The sequence below is a fragment of the Mesorhizobium sp. M1050 genome (genome assembly GCF_040318715.1).
Lineage (GTDB): Bacteria > Pseudomonadota > Alphaproteobacteria > Rhizobiales > Rhizobiaceae > Mesorhizobium.
This window is the reverse complement of record NZ_JAMYMV010000007.1, coordinates 21,554-40,463: the sequence shown is the minus strand read 5'-3', so window position 1 is coordinate 40,463 and position 18,910 is coordinate 21,554. Positions and strand designations below refer to the sequence as shown.

Below are 18,910 nucleotides of genomic sequence, written 5' to 3'. Positions count from 1 at the left end.
TTCTCCGGGAGACGCGAACCTAACCATCTTGTGGGCGCTTTCAATGGAGCGTCTGGCCGCACCTTAGCTCGAAAACAGGACGCCCGCCCGGTTTCTCGGGCGGGCGGTGTCTTTCAGGCATCGAAGCGATGCTATTTCGGCGGGATGGTCAGCGTTGCGCCGACCGGAAGACGGCGCGGCTCATAGCCCTTGTTGGCGCCCGAAATGACTTTCCACTTGGTGCCGTCGCCATAGGCCTTCACCGCCAGATCCCAGTAGGTATCGCCGGCAACGATGACATGGCTGCTTTCGGCCGGTGCGGCCTCGGCGGGCTTTGCCGGTTCGGCCGGTGCCGCCGGGGCAGGAGCCGGTGCTGCTTCAGCCGGTTTTGCTGGCTCGGCTGGTGCGGCAGGCGCGGCTGGCGCTGTCTCTGTCGATACGGCCGGCGGTGTGTTGGCGATATCACCCGAGTTGGCCGGAAGTTCAGGCATTGCCGGAGCTGCTCCGGCCGCGGGTGCCGCCGCGACGGTCGCCGCGATCTCGGTGATGCGACCGTCGAGCTTCGGCGTGTACGGCCGGTGGGCGCCGAGATAGTCGGCAACCACCTGTTCGAGGCCTGGACCGTAATCGTAGGCGTTCTTCGCCTTGTCAGCGAAGACCTTGTAGCCGTCGCCGCCCTGGCGGACATAATTGTTGGTGGCGACCAGATAGTCCTTGTCCGGATTGAGTGGCGTCCAGGCGCCGCCTTCCATGACCTCCACCGATTTGACGCGGCCGGCATTGGGTGCGGCGGATCTGTCGAAGGTGTATTTCAGGCCGGCGACCTGCGGGAAGCGCCCGGCGCCGTCCTCGACCTGGCTGAGGCCGTTCTCGAGACCGGCCACCAGGTCCTTGCCGGAAATCTGGAAGGTTGCCAGCGTGTTCTGGAACGGCAGCACGGTCAGCACCTCGCCCATGGTCACTGTGCCCTTGTCGATCGATGCGCGCAGGCCGCCGCCATTGGAGATGACGATCTCGACGCCCTGTCCCTTGACGCGATCCAGGATGGCGTCGGAGACGAGGTTGCCCATCGCGCACTCGCGCGTGCGGCAGCTCTCGCGGCTGCCGTCGATCACGTCGGTCGTCTCAGCCACTTCCTTGTTCTTCAGCGCCTCGATCGGCGCGCCTAGCTCCTTGATGCGGGCGAGCACGGCCGGATCGGGCGTGGTCGACTTGTCGAGATAGATGGGGTCGCCGCTGGCCGATTTGACGACGCCATTGTCGTCGAACACCACCTTGAACTCGCCGAGATATTTCGAATAGGACGCCGCCTGCACGACCGGCACCTTGTAGCCGTCCGGGTTGTCGACCATCGTCGGGTAGGGGCCTTCAGCCTTGGGGTCGGTGTTCGACAGCAGCGAATGGCTGTGGCCGCCGACGACGACGTCGATGCCCGGGATTTTTGCAATGACATCGCGCTCGCGCTTGTAGCCGATATGGGTCACGGCGATGATCTTGTTGACGCCTTCGCCCTTCAGCTTCTCGACCTCGGCAGTGATCGACTTGACGTCGTCCTCGATGGCGACGTTGGGACCGGGGGACGCGAGCTCCGGCGTGTCGTTGGTGATCGCGCCGATGATGCCGATCTTCTGGCCTCCGACCTCGACGACGATCGACGGCTTGACGCGATCGCCGAGCTTGGATTGCGCATTGGCCTTCACATTGGCACCCAGCACCGGAAATTCGATCATGTCGAGGAACGGCGCCAAGGCCGCTTCGCCGTCGTCGAATTCATGGTTGCCGAGCGCCATGGCGTCGAACTTCATCTGGTTGAGGAACTCGCCTTCGACCTTGCCCTTGTAGGTCGTGTAGAAAAGCGAGCCCTGGAAATTGTCGCCGGCGCTGAGCAGCAGCACGTTCTGACCATCCAGCTTCTTGCGCTCCTGGGCGATCGCGGTGATCAGCCGGCCCGCGCCGCCGATGCACTCGCCCTTGGTCTCTTCGTCGGCCGAGCAGGTCGACTCGTATTTGTTGTTGCCTTCGATGCGGCTGTGCCAGTCGTTGATGTGCAAGATGTTCAACGTGTAGTCGGCAAAGGATGCGCCGGCCGACAGGCCGAGTGCTGAGGCGGACAGGGCGGCAACGGCAGCAAGCTTCTTCATCTTCGTCTCCCGGAAAGCTGATCAGAGGCCTTTAACGCCCTTGCTTGACTGGAACATAACAGTCGGCGCTTTGGCCATGTTCCCATCGCGTCCCGGATGACGCAAGCGGAAATCCGGGAACTTTGCCGGCGTAAAAAGGACGGCGGCCAATCGGCCGCCGTCCTTCGTCAGCGAATGCCAGCAGGTTCAGACGCGTCGTGTCAGCACGAAATTCTGGCCGCTGGAGCTGGTGCAGTTGAGCTGGCTTGTCGAAACCATCAGACAGTTGAAGCTGACTGGCGTCTGGCGGATCAGCGAGGTGCCGTTGATCTGTACCGAAGTGGCACCGGTCATCGTGTAGCTGCCGTCGGCAAGCTTCTGGCCTGTGTCGGTGGCGACGGTCGTGAAGGTGCCGCCGGTGAAGGTCGACAGGCCGGTGCCCTTGGCATCGATCCAGGAGCCTTCAACGCCTTTCGGCGACGCCGCCATCGGCGGTCCGTCGGGGCCGCTGGTGGCACAAGCAGCAAGCATCGCCGCAATGGCCCCCGCCAAACTCATAGAAAGAACTTTGCGCGCAATAGTCATGTGAAAATCCTCTCCTCTCGCATCGGCCGAAAAATCGGAATCGATTTTCGGAAAGCACGATGCGCGCATCCAAGTTTCCAGAGCGTACATCGTGCCTTCAAACGGGCACGCGTCGCTCTCGTCCGCATCCCTTCAATCGCCCGATTTCCGGGCGATTGCAAGGCAATGGAGTATTCCGAGCAGGGCGCTATCGGACGAGGATGTTGCGGAACTGCCACGGGTCGTTCCGGTCGAGGTCTTCCGGGAACAAGCCGGGGCGGTTATCGAGCGGCGTCCAGTCGGTGTAGTAGCCCTCGACGGGCCCGAGATACTGGGACTGCACTTCCAGGCAGCGCCTGTAGTCCATCTCGTCGGCCTCGACTATGCCGGCCTCCGGGTTTTCCAATGCCCATACCATGCCGGCGAGAACCGCCGAGGTGACCTGCATGCCGGTGGCGTTCTGATAGGGTGCCAGCTTGCGCGCCTCGGCGAGCGAGAGATGCGAGCCGTACCAGTAGGCATTCTTGTCGTGGCCGTAGAGCAGCACGCCGAGCTCGTCGACGCCGTCGACCAGTTCGTTCTCGTCGAGCACATGGTGCACAGGCTGGGCCTTGCCGGCGGCGCCGAACATCTCGTGTAGCGACAGTACCGCGTCATTGCAGGGATGGTAGGCGTAGTGGCAGGTCGGGCGGTAGTGCACCTTGCCCTTCTTGCCGCGTACGGTGAAGAAATCGGCGATCGAGATCGCCTCGTTGTGGGTGACCAGGAAACCGTACTGCGCGCCGGGCGTCGGGCACCATGAGCGCACGCGCGTGTTGGCGCCGGGCTGCTCCAGGTAGATCGCGGCCTTGGAGCCATCCTTGTGCTTCTTGGCGTTCTTCGGCATCCACTTCTCATGCGTGCCCCAGCCGAGCTCGGCAGGCTGCAGGCCTTCGGAGATGAAGCCCTCGACCGACCAGGTGTTCCAGAACACATTCATCGGCTTCGGCTTCTTGGCGCGCTGGGTGTCGCGCTCGGCGATGTGGATGCCCTTGACGCCGGCCTTCTTCATCAGCTTGGCCCAGCCCTCGCGATCGTCCTGCGCAGGCTCTGAAAACGCGAGGCCAAGATCGGTGGCGAGATTGACCAGCGCCTGCTTGACGAACCACGAGACCATGCCGGGATTGGCGCCGCAGGTGGAGATCGCCGTCGCGCCGCCGGGCTTGTCGTGCTTTTCCTGGATCATCGCCTCGCGTAGCGCATAGTTGGTGCGGCTGGCGTTGTCGGCCTCGGCATCGAAATAGAAACCGAGCCATGGCTCGACGACGGTGTCGATGTAGAGCACGCCGAGCTTGCGGCAGAGCCGCATCAGGTCCACCGAGCCGGTATCGACCGACAGGTTGATGCAAAAGCCCTTACCGCCGCCATTGGTCAGAAGTGGCGTCAAGAGCTTCTTGTAGTTCTTCTCGGTCACCGCTTCCTGGACGAAGGCGATGCCGCGATCGTCAAGCAGCTTGCGGTCGGTGTCGCGCGGGTCGACGACCGTCATGCGCGACTTGTCGAACTGGAAATGGCGCTCGATCATCGGCAGCGTTCCCCGGCCGATCGAACCAAAGCCGATCATCACGACAGGGCCGGTGATTTCACCGTAAACGGGCCAGTTTTCGGTCGCCATTTTATCGAACACTCCTTTAAAGCCCAGGAAACTGGGAACACGCACACAAAACCGGGCATCTTTGCCCGGCGGCCATGCGCTACATCACAGATCATTGTCACAAACCAGCGAAAAGCGCCAACCAGCGGCTAGCCGTCATTGGCCATGTGGTTAAGGACTGAGATCAGCCGGTCGCGGTCTGCGGTCAGGCCCTTGTAGTCGAGCTGGGCGAGATCGAGCGCTTCGAGCTGGGCGGCGAAAGACACCGCGAGCATCGCCCGATCCGGGTGCCGGGCGAGGACGGCGAGCGGGTCGAGATGGATGCGGATGGTGAACAGGATATCGCGTGTAACAGGCAGTCTTCGCAATGTCTGACGCTCGACACGGATGAAGGCATGGGCGTCGATGTCGCCGTCGGGAAAACGCGAGGGCCGGTTCGTGGCGCGGTCGATGCGCTGCAGGTCGGAAAGCGGATGGTAGAGCGCGTCGCCCGACTGGATCGACCAGTTGTAGCGCTCGACGGCTTGGCCCTGCAGACCGTCGAACATGCGGTTGATCAGCTCGGCCGGACGCGTGCCCGGGCCGAAACCCGGCACCGGGGCGTGGATGTCCTGCAGCGGCTTGCCGAACTTTTCGAGAAGCGACCAGGAAGAGGGAAAGCACAGCGAGCCTGCGACAAGCCGCCAGCCGCTGTCGCTGCGGCGCATCAGGATCAGGTCTTCCTGGACCAGCAGCGAAGCCGTGACCAGCGGCGCATCGCCCAGACCGGAAGGAATGGCGGGATGGTTCGCGGCATCAACGGCCTCGATGCCCGTATCGGTGGGGTGATAGATACCGGGAAATCTCCCGGGCAGATACGCGCGGAGCAATTCGAGCACTTCCTGCTGGGCGTCCCGCGTGCCGTCCTCCTCGACAAAAACGCGCTCGGGGATTTCCGCGTAGAGCCGGCGCTTCTCGGCGAGATAAGGCAGCAGATGATCGTCGACCTCGATCCAGTCCGCCGGATTGAGAGGCTTCAGCCCGATGCTGAAGAGTTTCGACGAACCGTCATAAGGCGTGTGGGCGGGCAGCGCCTCGGCCAAGCTCATGCCTCCTTGAGATGATCGAGGCAGGCGGCGGTCATCCTCGCCAGGAATTCGGTGACATCATATTCGGCCGCGCCTGCCTTGGCGAAAGGGTCGGCGGCCAGCCTGGCGTCGAGCACCTCGCGCGGACATCGTGCGATGATGATGCCGCCGGTCCTCGGCTTCTTCGGCCCGGAGGCAACGAAGATGCCGTCCGCATAGCAGGCGTTCAGCCATTCCACGTGCGCCGCCTGCAAGCGGTCGTTTTCGGTCAGCGGCACCTTGTAGTTCAGCGAGACGACAAACATTGTTTGGGCTTCTCTCAGGTAAGTTTGGCCGGAATCAGTCCGCGCAGCGAGTTGCCGACGAACAGCGCCCTGGCGGTCTTCAGATCGTCCAAGCTGTAGATCGCTTCATGGGCGCGGCCTTCGTCCAGAAGCTCCGCGCGCAATACGCCAGGCAGGAGGCCGCAGTCGAGCCGGGGCGTCGCCAGCGCTCCGTCGCCGAAATCGGCGAAGACGTTGGTGATGGTGCCTTCACAGATTTCGCCGCGCTCGTTAGCCAGGATGACCTCGTCCGCCTGGGTGATAAGATATTCAGCGCGGGCATGCGTGTAGAGCTGCCGCCGGCTGGTCTTGTGGCGCAGCAGCGTATCGTGCGAATCGAGCCTCGTTCGCGCCAGCCGCAGCGCCCAGACCTTGTCAGCGGCGAGCGGTTCATAGGGTTGTGCCGAGGCGGTCACCTCGCCGTCGCGCGACAAGACGAGGCGGGTGCGCAGGGCAGTGCCGGACCCACTGACCGCATCGCCAAGTACGTCGCCGATCGTCTGCGGATCATAGCGGAAGCCGAGTTCCGCCGCCGAACCATAGAGGCGGGCGAGATGGCGATCGAAGCGCAGGAAGCCCGAACCGGGCTCCCAGCGCATGGTCTCGATCAGCTGGAAATTGGCGGTGTTCCCGTAGCGAAGCGCGCTTTCAGCAGACACTCCTGATACTCCTCCTGCGCGGTCGAATCGAAGACGACGCCTCCACCGACATTGTAGACGGCCTCGCCGCCGGAAAAGAGTGAGATGGTGCGGATCGCCACGGAAAAGCGCATCGTGCCACCGGGCGCGATCCAGCCGATGGCGCCGCAATAGACATCGCGCGGCGTGCCTTCCAGATCGTGCAGGATTTCCATGGCGCGGATCTTTGGCGCGCCGGTGATCGAGCCGCAAGGAAACAGCGCCGCGAAGATCTGGCGGATGGAAAGACCCGGCAGCAGTTTGGCCCTGACGTCGCTCACCATCTGGTGGACCGTCGGATAGGTTTCGATACGGAACAGCGCCGGGACGTCGAGCGTGCCGACCTCGCTGATCAGCGAGATATCGTTGCGCAGGAGATCGACGATCATGCGGTTTTCGGCCTGGTTCTTCTCGTCATTGCGCAGAAAGATCTTCTGCCGTTCGTCCTCGGCCTTGGTCGCGCCGCGCGGCGCCGTGCCCTTCATCGGATGCGTCTCGATCATGCCCCCGGCGTCGATTTCAAAAAAGAGTTCCGGCGAGCGCGACAGCACGATGGGTTCACCGAGCGCGACGAGCGCGCCATATTTTACCGGCTGGCGTTCGGTCAGCGCATCGAAGGCGGCAAGCGGGTCGCCTGACCATTGCGCATGCACCGGAAAGGTCAAATTGCCCTGGTAGCAATCACCCTGCCTGATGTGCTGGTGCAGCCGTGAGAACCGCTTCTCGTAATCCTCAGGCGACCACGTCGCGCGGGCGTCGAAGATCGGGCCATTGGTCGCCACGGTATTGCGCGGCGGCACCGCCTCTTCGACCGGCGCATCGAAAACGCCAAGGCACACGAGCGGAGTTCGGCGCCCGTCCGGCAGCAAGGGAACGAGCTTCGGTTCGAGCAAATAACCCGCCTCGTAGGAGAAATAGCCGGCAAGCCATTTGCCGGCATCGTGCGCGGCTTGCGCTGCTTCCAGCGCCGGCAGGAAATCCTTTGCCTCATGCGCCACGATGACATCGGCCGGCCGGTCGAAAACGAGCTGGCGCGCACTTTCGTCGTTGCGGAAAATTGCGGCGGGCAGGGACATGGGCACCGGATGCTGCGGTCAATGAAGCCGTCGATCGCTCTATATGGGGGGCCGCTCGCGCGCAATCGAGGGAACGGCACGCTGCCACTCAAAGCCGACCTTGGGCCGACCTTGGGCCGACCTTCGGGTCGACTCCGGGCAAACCCAAGGGCCAAAAGCAAACGGCGGCGCAGGATTGGCGCCGCCGTTTGCAATCTTCAGCTATTGCCTGACAATCAGGTGTTGCTGGCGGTTCCAGCAGTTGGAAACTGCTTGGCGAATTCCTTCTCGTTGCCGTCAGCGAGCAGCTTCGCCTGCTCGATCCAGCGCTCGCGTGCTATGCGGCCGTCGAAATTCATCACGTCCTCGATCCGCTTGATATCGGCGGCTGTCCAGCCGGCGATCTGGGCGAAGCTGGTGACGCCTTGCGCCTTGAGCAGCTTCTCGTTGACCGGCCCAATGCCGATCAGCCGACGCAGATTGGCAGGCTTGCCGGATGCCGGCTTGGCAGGTGCCAGTGCGGCTTTCCTGGCCGGGGCTGCCTTTGGTGCGGTCGAACTCTTGGCCGCCGAGGTCGCGGCTGCCGGCTTGCTCGCCGCGGGCTTGACCGCAGGTTTCGACGCTGCCGGCTTTGGCGCCGCCGATTTCGCAGCCACCGCCTTTGCAGGGGCTGCCTTTGCGGCCACCGGCTTGGCAGGCGCCGGCTTTGTGGGCGCGGATTTGGCCGTCGAAGGTTGCGACATCAGGGCCGAGGGGGCGGCGTTTGTCGTGGCACTGGCAGCGGGCGTCGCCTGCGCGTCGCGCAGCCGGCGCTCAAGGTCGGCGCGAGTCTTGCCGCATGCATCGAGTTCAGCGGTCAGCCGGTCGCTGTCGGCGCGCAGTCTGTCGCGCTCGCTACGGGTGCGGTCGACGTCGCCACGCAAGCTGTCCAAATCACCGCGCAGGCGGCCCCACAGGAACCAGCCCACAAGCACGCCTACCAGGAATGCCAGGAGCATGTAGAAAAAAGTGCCCATTGTCTCTCTCCAGTCAGATCCGTCTGCCGTGGGGTCATGACCTTCGGCGAAGGACTACTCGATGGTGGTTCCGCGGTTCGCAGAACAGCCGGCTTCGGTTCGAGCTGTCGGCAATCGGCCTTGCTTGCCATGGCCAACGGCCATCGTCGCGTTCGCCTGAGCGCTACGGCCGGCTGAGATATTTCCTCGCCGATCCGCATGCGCTCCGGCTGAGCTTGGAGCGAAGGCTATCATAGAGCTTGTGGAAAGCTATCTGAAAAACTTCGATGGAGAGTACTTCAAGAACAGATATTTAGAGCAAGAATACAGCGATACCAACATGCATTCGGGCTAAACTGTTCGGCGACGCCTGCGGGACGCATTTCAAGTGTCGAGCACTTCCAACTCGTCGATCAGGCCGCTGATGACGCCAAGCCCGATCTGCCAGAAGGCGGGGTCGGTGGCGTCAAGCCCGAAGGGCGCCAGAAGCTCCGAATGATGCTTGGTGCCGCCGGCGCGGAGCATTTCGAAATACTTGTCCTGAAAGCCGCGCTCGGCGTTCTGATAGACGGCATAGAGCGAGTTCACCAGACAGTCGCCGAAGGCATAGGCATAGACATAGAAGGGCGAATGGATGAAGTGCGGGATGTAGGTCCAGAACACCTCGTAGCCTTCGCGCAGCTTGATCGCCGGCCCCAGGCTTTCGGCCTGCACTTCGAGCCAGAACTGGCCGAGCCTGTCAGAGGTCAGTTCGCCGTTCTTGCGTTCGGCATGCACCTTACGCTCGAATTCATAGAAGGCGATCTGGCGCACGACCGTGTTGATCATGTCCTCGACTTTCTGGGCGAGCATGGCCTTGCGCTCGCGCCTGTCCGTGGTCTGGTCGAGCAGTGAGCGGAAGGTCAGCATCTCGCCGAAGACGGACGCGGTCTCGGCCAGCGTCAGCGGCGTCGAGGCCATCAGCGCGCCCTGGCCGCTGGCCAGCACCTGATGCACGCCATGGCCAAGTTCATGCGCCAGCGTCATCACATCGCGCGGCTTGCCCATGTAGTTGAGCAGCACGTAGGGATGCGCCGACGGCACGGTCGGATGCGCGAAGGCGCCGGGCGACTTGCCCGGACGCACCGGCGCGTCGATCCAGTTGCGGTCGAAGAAGGTTCGCGCGATCTCCGCCATGTCTGGCGAAAAGCGCTGATAGGCGGACAGCACAGTGTTCCTGGCCTCGTTCCAGCCGATGATCGCCTGAGGCGTGTCCGGCAACGGCGCGTTGCGGTCCCAATGGTTCATCGCTTCCATGCCCAGCCAGCGCGCCTTCATCGCATAGTAGCGGTGCGACAGGCGCGGATAGGCATCGCGAACGGCGGACGCAAGGGCATCCACCACGCTGCGCTCGACGCGGTTTGCGAGATGGCGTGAGTCGGCAATGTCCTCGAAGCCGCGCCAACGGTCCGATATTTCCTTGTCCTTGGCCAGCGTGTTGGTGATCAATGTGAAGGTGCGCAAATTCTTGCGGAAGGTCGTGGCCAGCGCCTCGGACGCCCGGCGGCGCACCTCGCCATCGGCGTCCTGCAGCCGGTTCAGCGCGGGCTCCAGCGTCAGTTCCTCGCCGTCGATGTCGAAGCGAAGATCCGTCATCGTCTCGTCGAACAGTCGGTTCCAGGCACCGCGTCCGGTGATAGATTTTTCGTGGAAGAGCTGCTCGACACGGTCTTCGAGCTGGTAGGGCTTGTCCTTGCGCAGATCGAGCACCCAAGGCCGGTAGTGGCCGAATGCCGGATCACCGGTTAGCGCGCCTTCGATGGCGGCATCGTCGATCAGGTTGAGTTCGAGCGCGAAGAACAGAAGATGCGCGCTGGCGTCGGTCATCTTCTCCTGGATGTCGCCATAGAGCTTGGCGCGCTGCGGGTCGGCAGTGTTGCCGGCATAGACCAGCCCCGCATAGGACACGATTCGGCCGATCAGTTCCTCCAGAGCCTCGTAGGCGACAAGCGCCTCGCCCAGCCTGCCTGCGCCGCCGCGTTCGGCCTCGGCGGCCAGCGTGCCCTTCCAGCGACTCTCGAAGCTGATCGCATCGGTGGCGGCCTTGGCGATGTCGCGCTTCAGTTCCGGCGCGTCCATGCCGGCATAGAGGTCGGCAAGATTCCATTCCGGCAGGTCGCCAAGCTCGGCCGCGCCCTGACCGGACGCTGGCGCCGCAAGCTGCCGAGCAGAAACCATGTGCCCAGAGACCATGTGCATTGCCGACACCTTCCGTGGCCAAGGTTCAGGGGGAAACGAGAAGCCGGTCAAATCCTAAGGAATTCATTCACCGGGTTTTTTGAAACCTTATTTAGAACCCTGTGCCAAGATGGTCCACAGGGCAGAATTCCTCGGGCGGGCAGTCATACCAGTCATGACAGGTTCCATACTCATAGTCGATGACGATCCCGTGCAGCGCCGGCTGCTCGAAGCGGCGGTGACACGGTTCGGTTACACGGCCATCGTCGTCGATGGCGGCGCGGCTGCTCTCGATGTCCTCGACGGGCCCAGCGCCCGCGAGGTTTCGGTGGTCATCCTCGACCTGGTCATGCCCGGTCTCGACGGCATCGGCGTGCTGAAGGCGATGCGCGAGCGCGACATAAATATCCCGACCATCGTACAGACCGCCCAGGGCGGCATCGAGACCGTGGTCTCGGCGATGCGCCACGGCGCCTTCGATTTCGTCGTCAAGCCGGCGTCTCCGGACAGACTGCAGGCGTCGATCGGCAATGCGCTCAAGGTCGAGGCCGTCGAGGGCGAGGTCAAGCGCACGTCGCGCCGGCGCAGCGGTCTTCTGACCTTCAAGGACATGATCACGCACAGCCCGGCCATGGACAGGGTGATCCGCCTTGGCCAGAAGGCGGCGGTATCCAACATTCCGATCCTGATCGAGGGCGAGTCCGGCGTCGGAAAGGAGCTGGTGGCGCGCGCCATCCAGGGCAGCGGCGACCGCCGCTCGAAACCCTTCGTCACCGTCAATTGCGGCGCCATTCCCGACAATCTGGTCGAATCGATCCTGTTCGGCCACGAGAAGGGCTCGTTCACCGGCGCGACCGACAAGCACACCGGAAAATTCGTCGAAGCGCATTCCGGCACGCTGTTTCTCGACGAGATCGGCGACCTGCCGCTCGACGTGCAGGTCAAGCTGTTGCGCGCCGTGCAGGACGGCGAGGTCGACCCGGTCGGCGGACGCTCGACCGTCAGGGTCGACATCAGGCTGATTTCGGCGACGCACCGCAACCTCCTGCAGCAGGTCAAGGACGGCAAGTTCCGCGAGGATCTGTTCTATCGGCTGAACGTCTACCCGATCTTCGTGCCGCCGCTGCGCGACCGCCGCGACGACATCCCCTACCTGGTCACCCATTTCATGGACAAGGTGGCGCCGGCCGACCCGCGTCATCGCCTGCAAGGCATTTCGGCCGCTGCGCTCGCCGTGCTGCAGGCCTATGACTGGCCCGGAAACATCCGGCAGCTCGAAAATGCTGTCTTCCGGGCCTCTGTGCTCTGCGAAGGTGATTTGCTGACCACGGAGGACTTCCCGCAGATCCGGGCGCAGGTGGAAGGCACCGTCAACCTCGACACCGACGGCGCTGCGCTGTCGCCGTCCTTGCCTCCGGAGGGGGACGAAGAAGAAGCTTTGCCCGGCGAGGTTAGCTTGGCAACCGAGTCCAATTCGCCGGCCAGGTTGCCGCCTCGCTTCGGCACGTTGCGGGCGCTCGACGATCGCGGCAATGTACGCGCTCTGGCCGATGTCGAATTCGAGATGATCAAGCTCGCCATCGATCACTACAACGGCCAGATGAGCGAAGTCGCCCGCCGACTCGGCATCGGCCGTTCGACGCTCTATCGCAAGCTCAAGGAATACGGCATCGACCCTGAGACCGGCCGAGTCGACCGGCTCGCTTCCTGAGGCACAAGCTCGGCACCAGTCTGCAATGCCACAACAGGCCGTATACCGGCCGTTGGCGGATTGTGGCGGGCCCATGGACAGCGCTGTTCACGCATTAAGGCTGACGGTAACAGATCGTGTTCCACGCAAAGGCGGAAACATGATCTAAACCAGTGGTTTACCAAGAAACCCCGTGTACAATTTTTGGCGGGATATCGCCACGGTGTTACCGCATTTCGACTTCAATAAGCGATGATTAACCATTAGGATCGATATTCGGATGTGATCACGACACATCCGTTTGGACAAATCCGGGGACAAACGGCAGCCTGCAGGGCCTTTTGATTTGGACAGAATCGAACGACACACAAACGGGCGGCACCATCAAGTGAACGTCTGGCCGAAGTGGCTGGCGGCATTGATTGTCGCACTTGGTTTTGTTGCCGCGGCTGCGACCGGAGCTAGCGCCGAAACACGTTCGCTGAAGCTCTATCACCTCCATACACACGAGAAGGCCGAGATCGTCTACAAGCGCAACGGCCGCTACGTCCCGGAGGGTCTCAGGAAGATCAACATCATTCTGCGCGACTGGCGTCGCAACGAGCCGACCAAGATGGATCCGCGTCTGCTCGATCTGGTCTGGGAAGCGTACCGGGAAGCCGGCGCCACGGACTACATCCAGGTCGTCTGCGGCTATCGCTCGCCGTCGACGAACTCGATGCTGCGCAGCCGCAGCCGGGGCGTCGCCGAGAAGAGCCAGCACATGCTCGGCAAGGCGATGGATTTCTACATTCCCGGCGTGCCGCTGAAGAAGCTGCGCAATATCGGTCTCAAGATGCAGGGCGGTGGCGTCGGCTACTATCCGTCTTCCGGTTCGCCCTTCGTCCATATGGATGTCGGCAATGTGCGCCATTGGCCCGGCATCAGCCGCCAGGAACTGGTCAGCCTGTTCCCCAATGGCAAGACGCTGCATGTGCCGAGCGACGGCAGGCCGCTGCCCGGCTTTGAGCAGGCGCTCGCCTCCTACAAGGCGCGCAAGGGTTCGGGCTCGCCGGCCATCGAGTTGGCCAGCGCTGGTGGCAGCGGCAAGAAATCAGGCGGGTTCCTGTCGGCCTTTTTTGGCGGCGGCGACGACGAGGCCGACGACAGCGCCGATGTCGAGACCGCTTCGGCTGCACCTCCGCCCAAGGCGAGAAACCTGAAGCCGGCCGAGGCAGCAAAGACCGGCAACCTGCCAGGCATCGCCATCGTGGCGCCGGATAACGCGCAGCGCGCCGAGATTCCGCAGGTGACCGAGGAGCAGGCCCCCGAGCCTGAACAGGACACGCCGGAGACGATCATAGCGGCATTGCCTGCACGCAGTATTCCGTTGCCTGATTTCGCACCGCGGCCGAAGGCCGATGTCGGCGCTCAGCCGCCTGAAAGCGTTCCTTTTGGGATGGCGGATGCGACAGCCACCACCGAGCAGGCCGTGGCGACCGCACATGCGCCGGCTACCGTTCCTTTCGGCATGGCCGACGCAGCGGCTTCGGCTGATCCGGCCCAAATTGCCGTCAACAACATACCGTTGCCGACATGGCGCCCCGACGCTTCTCTGCCAGCCGCTCTGGCTGCGTCCCCCAGCAAGACCGTGCTGATGGCGTTGGCCGATACGGCTGAGCACAGCAAGACCGCGACCGACGCGTTCTCGGTGCTGCCGACGGCGCGCCCCGAGATGGCTCGGCCGGACGCGGTCAAGGCCGTTCTCGACGAGGCCAATGCCCAGGTCGGCGCGGCCGGTGAATACCAGGTTGCTTCATTGTCCGAGTCCGAGCCGCGTTCGGCCTTCAACGATCCGTCGGGTAATGATGCCGCATCGCCGCGCGAGGCTGTCGTTGCCCGCCCGGCCGGCTCCGATCCGGTCGCCGCGATCGGTGCCGGCGTGAAAACCACCCGCAAGGAATCGAGAGCCACCGCGCGCGACCTGAAGCCAGGCCCCAAGGCCATGGTGGTTGCCGCCGCACCGCAGGCCGCCCGCTGGGCGCTGACCAGCGGCGAGCATGTCGCCACCGTCTCGAGCGCGACGACAGCGCCGGGCTACGCCTACAGCATCGTGCACACGGCGCCGAGCGAGGTCTACACGGCCGGCTTCCAGCAGGACAACCAGATGGCTGATGCCAACCGCTTTACAGGCAACGCGGTCAAGTTCCTCTCGGTCGCCCGCTTCCAGACCAAGTGAGCGATCAGCCAATCGACAAAGCCACGCTGGGCAACCTGCGCGGCTTTTTGCTGCGAGACCAGCCGCTATGCCGCTGCCATCGGCGGATCACTCCGGTGTGACATCGCAGTGATCGCGGATGGCTCGAAACCTGCGACGGACCCTGCTCGCAGCAGGAACGCAACCCGGTCGACGGAAGCCGGCCGGGTTTTCATGCGGCGACGAAGGCCTTACTTCGCCAGCTTGCTTGCCGCACGCGCCAGGGCTTCGATCTCGTCCCACTTGCCGGCCTTGACCATATCGTCCGGGGCCACCCAGGAGCCGCCGACGCAGATGACATTGGGCAGGCTGAGATAATCGGCTGCGTTCTTGCCGGTGATGCCGCCGGTCGGGCAGAATTTCACATCGGCAAGCGGCGAGGCGAAGGCCTTCAGTGAGGCGATGCCGCCCGACTGCTCAGCCGGGAAGAATTTGAGAAAGCGCAAGCCGGCTTCCCGTGCGGCCATGATCTCGCCGGGCGTGATGGCGCCGGGTAGCAGCGGAACAGCGCTGTCGCTTGCTGCCGCCAGAAGCTCGCGGGTGATGCCGGGGCTGACGATGAATCGCGAGCCTGCGCTCGCTGCCTCTTCGAACTGCCTGATATCGAGAATGGTGCCGGCGCCAACGATGGCTTCCTCGACCTCACCAGCCACCCGCCGGATCGCCTCAAGCGCGTCGGCGGTCCTCAGCGTGATCTCGATCGCCGGCAGGCCGCCGCGTGCCAGGGCGCGGGCCAAGGGCACGGCATCAGCGACATTGGCGATCTTCAGCACCGGGATGACCGGCTGGCCGTTTAGGAGCGACAGGAGGTTTTCGGTCTTGCTGGGCATCTGTCTCTCCGTATCCTAGCGCATGTCGCCCCAAAGCGATCCCGGCTTTGGGAAAACGACATCCATAAAACAAAGACCTAAAGCGCGTCGCATGAATTGGTTTCGGCGCGACGCGCTTGAGGGCAATTCAACCGATTAGCAGACGGGTGTTTTTCTGTCCATGAAACGAAGCGTGTCGCGATGTCACGCGCGGCCGATACTTGGCTGGATTCCGGCGCTGCCTTGAATCGGCCTGCGGGTGCGTTTAGTGGCTTCGGCCATGACACCATTTCAACCTCTCCGCGTCGCGGCGCTCTACCGGTTTGCCCGGCTCGACGCCTTCGAGGAGCTGCGCGCGCCGCTCGCTGCCTTCTGTTGCGGGCGCGGCATCAAGGGCACGCTGCTTCTGGCGCATGAAGGCATCAACGGCACCGTGGCCGGCAGCGAAACGGCGATCGGCCAACTGATCGATTATCTCGAAGCCGTCGAAGGGCTCGCCGGCCTCGAGGTCAAATACAGCGTAGCCGCGGAAATGCCGTTTCATCGCATGAAGGTGCGGCTGAAGCGCGAGATCGTCACCATGGGCATCGCCGATATCGATCCGGCGACGAGCGCCGGCACCTATGTCGCGCCTGCCGACTGGAATGCGCTGATTTCCGAGCCCGACACTGTCGTCATCGACACGCGCAACGCCTATGAGGTATCGATCGGCACCTTCAAGGGCGCAATCGACCCCGCTACAGCCAGCTTTCGCGAGTTCCCGGCCTGGGTGGAAGCACACCGGGCGGAGTTCGAAGGCCGCAAGGTCGCGATGTTCTGCACCGGCGGCATACGCTGCGAAAAGGCGACCGCCTACGTCAAATCGCTCGGCTTAGAGGACGTATTCCACCTCAAGGGTGGCATCCTCAAATACCTCGAGGAGGTTCCGTCCGAACAGAGCCTCTGGCAAGGCGAGTGCTTCGTCTTCGACGAGCGCGTTTCTGTGTCGCACGGCCTCGCCGAGGGCGAGGCGGAACTCTGCCGCGCCTGCCGCCATCCGCTGACGCCGAGCGACCTGACATCGCCTAGATTTGCCGCCGGTGTTTCGTGCCCGCATTGCTTCGATGCGCGTTCGGACCAGGACCGCCAGCGCTATGCCGAGCGTCAGCGGCAAGTCGAGCTTGCGCAGGCGCGGGGCAGGGATCCGCACATCGGATCCTAGTTTGGCTCTGTCATCGACAGCCGCAAGGCGTGGGTTTGTCATTGTAATGCAAGGGTTCGGGACCTACGTCTTCGACGTTCGAAACCTGCCCGTTCGGCCGGGCAATCCTGGAGGCAATGTATGTTCGATCCCAAGAAGCTTCTCGACGATCTGCTCGGCTCGCAAATCCCCGGCACCAGTGGCACCGTTCGCGACAAGGCGGGCCAGGCCGTGCAGATGGCCAAGGACAATCCGCTGGCCGCTGGAGCGCTCGCTGCAGTGCTGCTCGGAACCGGTGCCGGCCGCCAGGTGACGGGTACCGCGGTGAAGCTCGGTGGATTGGCCGCGATCGGCGGGCTCGCCTACAAGGCTTACCAGAACTACAAGGCCGGCAATGCTCCGGCCGAGGCGCCGGCAGGCGGCGAACCTGAATTGCTGCCGCCGCCCAAGGACACCGCCTTCCACCCGTCGCAGGCGCCGCAAGGCGAGGACGAATTCACGCTGACGCTGGTGCGGGCGATGATCTCGGCAGCAAAGGCCGACGGCCATGTCGACGATGACGAGCGCCAGAAGATCGCCGGCAAGCTCAGTCTTTCGGGCATCGGCTCCGACGCCGAAAAATTCCTGATGGCGGAGCTGGCGAGCCCGCTCGACCTCGACGCGCTGGTGGCAGGCGCCCAGACCGATGCGCAGAAGCTCGAACTCTACACGGCATCGCGCCTGACCATCGATCCCGACACACGCGCCGAGCGCGGCTACCTCGACCTGCTGGCCGGCCGGCTTGGCCTGCCGGATGCGCTGGTCGATCATGTCGAGGCGACAGTTTCGGCAGCCAAGGTGCCGGCCAAGGCCGGAACTTCACCCAATCCGCGCTGGTAGGCCAAAACGGCACAGGTGGCTTGTCTGGCGTTAACCTTTCGTTAACCCAGCAAGCGCATCATTCTAACCAGTTGGATCGGCTTTCCTCCTCCCAAGCCCGGTCCAGATCAGGGCGGTCGCCAATGACCGCCCTTTTTGTCGGCACGATCTGCTCGCCCGAGCATGATCTCGAGCAAAATCGGATCCCAATTTTCGGATCATGCTTTGTGCTTCGGCTTGCCATCGCCGCCGTCATTTGCGATCCCTTTGCTTCGTGCGCAAACCCGGAAAATAGCGCGAGCGCGCGTCGCTTCGGAGGACAATAGCCATGACCGTAAAAAGAACCGCCATCGTCACCGGCGCCGGCACCGGCATCGGCAAGAGCGTCGCTACGGCGCTGCTCAAGGCCGGCTGGAACACGGTGTTTTGCGGGCGCCGCAAGCCGGTGCTGGATGCCGCGGTCGCCGAGGCTGGCCGCACCGATGCCAAGGCATTGGCGGTTGCCTGCGATATCAGCAAGGCCGGCGAGGTCGACGATCTGTTCGAGACGGTGGCGGCGGCCTTCGGCCGCGTCGACCTGCTCTTCAACAATGCCGGCATGGGCTACAAATCGACGCCCATCGACGAGATCCCGGTCGAGGTGTGGAACGATATCGTCGGCGTCAATCTCACCGGTTCGTTCTTGTGCGCTCGCGCCGCCTTTGGCGCCATGCGCAAGCAGCGCCCGATGGGCGGCCGCATCATCAACAATGGCTCGGTGTCGGCCTACGCGCCGCGCCCGGGCTCCGTGCCTTATACCGCGACCAAGCATGCCATCACCGGGCTGACCAAGACGCTGGCGCTCGACGGAAGGCCCTACGACATTGCCTGCGGCCAGATCGACATCGGCAACGCACTGACCGACATGGCGCAGCCGATGACGGTCGGCGTGCCGCAGGCCAACGGCTCTATCGCTGCCGAAGCGGTGATGGACGTTCAGCACGTTGCCGACGCCGTTGTCCACATGGCCAGCCTGCCGCTCGACGCCAATGTGCTGTTCATGACGGTGATGGCGACCAAGATGCCGTTCGTCGGGCGTGGGTAGTTATTTCCCGGCCAACGCCACGCCCGGCAGGTAGAGCGCGATTGGACGGATTTCGTAGACGGCGGTCGGATTAACGCGGCGCAGGTCGCGGGCGATAACGATCGCATCGTCGCGTGTCGCGCAGTCTACGACATAGAGACCGAGAAGCTGTTCCTTCGTCTCGGCGAACGGCCCGTCAAAAACGGTTCCGTCGCCCGGTCCACGCAAGGTGCAGGCCGACTGGGTCGCCCCAAGCCGCGCCGATGGGCCAAGATTGCCTTCCCGGTAAAGCCGATCGTTGATTTCGAGCAGGTCGGCCATCAATGCGGCGTCCTGCTCCGGCGTCAGTGCGGTGATGGCTCCTTCCACATGGTAGGCGAGGATGGCGTAAAACATCGAGTCACCTTCTGTCGTGATTGCAAACATCCAGCGCCGGTCGCAAGG

At 63.5% G+C, this 18,910-nt stretch carries 16 protein-coding genes; 5 read left to right on the top strand and 11 right to left on the bottom strand.

Annotated elements, in window-relative coordinates:
* Nucleotides 1-131: 131 nt before the first annotated feature.
* The 9 genes from NKH57_RS06150 to NKH57_RS06110 form a co-directional block, all read right to left on the bottom strand.
* Nucleotides 132-2,120 carry a 5'-nucleotidase C-terminal domain-containing protein gene (locus tag NKH57_RS06150; RefSeq protein WP_352942628.1) on the bottom strand — a complete coding sequence of 663 codons (1,989 nt, stop codon included), beginning with the start codon at nt 2,118-2,120 and terminating at the stop codon, nt 132-134.
* 186 nt (nt 2,121-2,306) lie between these two features.
* Entirely contained in the window at nt 2,307-2,684 is a 378-nt protein-coding gene (gene omp10, locus NKH57_RS06145) for an outer membrane lipoprotein Omp10 (protein WP_352942626.1), read from the bottom strand.
* 187 nt (nt 2,685-2,871) lie between these two features.
* Complete coding sequence (locus NKH57_RS06140) at nt 2,872-4,317, bottom strand: homospermidine synthase (RefSeq protein WP_352942624.1); 1,446 nt, start codon at nt 4,315-4,317, stop codon at nt 2,872-2,874.
* Nucleotides 4,318-4,445: 128 nt separating this feature from the next.
* Nucleotides 4,446-5,384 carry a heme-dependent oxidative N-demethylase family protein gene (locus NKH57_RS06135; RefSeq protein ID WP_352942622.1) on the bottom strand — a complete coding sequence of 313 codons (939 nt, stop codon included), beginning with the start codon at nt 5,382-5,384 and terminating at the stop codon, nt 4,446-4,448.
* Complete coding sequence (locus NKH57_RS06130) at nt 5,381-5,668, bottom strand: YciI family protein (RefSeq protein WP_352942620.1); 288 nt, start codon at nt 5,666-5,668, stop codon at nt 5,381-5,383. The genes NKH57_RS06135 and NKH57_RS06130 overlap by 4 nt, the downstream gene beginning before the upstream one ends.
* Nucleotides 5,669-5,682: 14 nt before the next feature.
* Complete coding sequence (locus tag NKH57_RS06125; protein WP_352942617.1) at nt 5,683-6,345, bottom strand: aminotransferase class IV family protein; 663 nt, start codon at nt 6,343-6,345, stop codon at nt 5,683-5,685.
* Nucleotides 6,294-7,439, bottom strand: a complete 1,146-nt coding sequence (locus NKH57_RS06120; RefSeq protein ID WP_352942614.1) for an aminodeoxychorismate synthase component I — start codon at nt 7,437-7,439, stop codon at nt 6,294-6,296. The genes NKH57_RS06125 and NKH57_RS06120 overlap by 52 nt, the downstream gene beginning before the upstream one ends.
* Nucleotides 7,440-7,654: 215 nt before the next feature.
* Complete coding sequence (locus NKH57_RS06115) at nt 7,655-8,434, bottom strand: helix-hairpin-helix domain-containing protein (RefSeq protein WP_352942612.1); 780 nt, start codon at nt 8,432-8,434, stop codon at nt 7,655-7,657.
* A 363-nt stretch (nt 8,435-8,797) separates the two neighbouring features.
* Complete coding sequence (locus NKH57_RS06110; protein ID WP_502907265.1) at nt 8,798-10,630, bottom strand: M3 family oligoendopeptidase; 1,833 nt, start codon at nt 10,628-10,630, stop codon at nt 8,798-8,800.
* Nucleotides 10,631-10,805: 175 nt separating this feature from the next.
* On the opposite strand from NKH57_RS06110, the gene NKH57_RS06105 reads away from it, so the two are divergent.
* Nucleotides 10,806-12,341, top strand: coding sequence for a sigma-54-dependent transcriptional regulator (locus NKH57_RS06105; RefSeq protein ID WP_352942610.1), 1,536 nt, complete (start codon nt 10,806-10,808; stop codon nt 12,339-12,341).
* A gap of 367 nt (nt 12,342-12,708) precedes the next feature.
* Nucleotides 12,709-14,538, top strand: a complete 1,830-nt coding sequence (gene mepK / locus NKH57_RS06100; RefSeq protein ID WP_352942607.1) for a peptidoglycan L,D-endopeptidase MepK — start codon at nt 12,709-12,711, stop codon at nt 14,536-14,538.
* A 209-nt stretch (nt 14,539-14,747) separates the two neighbouring features.
* Here the strand turns inward: mepK and NKH57_RS06095 are convergent, their stop codons facing one another.
* A complete protein-coding gene (locus NKH57_RS06095; protein ID WP_352942604.1) occupies nt 14,748-15,386 on the bottom strand; it encodes a 2-dehydro-3-deoxy-phosphogluconate aldolase in 639 nt (212 codons plus the stop codon).
* Between the two features lie 259 nt (nt 15,387-15,645).
* On the opposite strand from NKH57_RS06095, the gene trhO reads away from it, so the two are divergent.
* The 3 genes from trhO (at nt 15,646) to NKH57_RS06080 (ending at nt 18,487) form a co-directional block, all read left to right on the top strand.
* Nucleotides 15,646-16,566 (top strand): oxygen-dependent tRNA uridine(34) hydroxylase TrhO, encoded by a 921-nt coding sequence (trhO, locus tag NKH57_RS06090; RefSeq protein WP_352942601.1) that lies wholly within the window; start codon nt 15,646-15,648, stop codon nt 16,564-16,566.
* Nucleotides 16,567-16,686: 120 nt separating this feature from the next.
* Nucleotides 16,687-17,424, top strand: coding sequence for a tellurite resistance TerB family protein (locus NKH57_RS06085; protein WP_023759758.1), 738 nt, complete (start codon nt 16,687-16,689; stop codon nt 17,422-17,424).
* Nucleotides 17,425-17,731: 307 nt separating this feature from the next.
* Nucleotides 17,732-18,487: an SDR family oxidoreductase gene (locus tag NKH57_RS06080; protein ID WP_023759759.1), complete on the top strand. Its 756-nt coding sequence runs from the start codon at nt 17,732-17,734 to the stop codon at nt 18,485-18,487.
* On the opposite strand, the gene NKH57_RS06075 is transcribed toward NKH57_RS06080, so the two are convergent.
* Complete coding sequence (locus NKH57_RS06075; RefSeq protein ID WP_352829165.1) at nt 18,488-18,862, bottom strand: YciI family protein; 375 nt, start codon at nt 18,860-18,862, stop codon at nt 18,488-18,490.
* Nucleotides 18,863-18,910 lie beyond the last annotated feature (48 nt).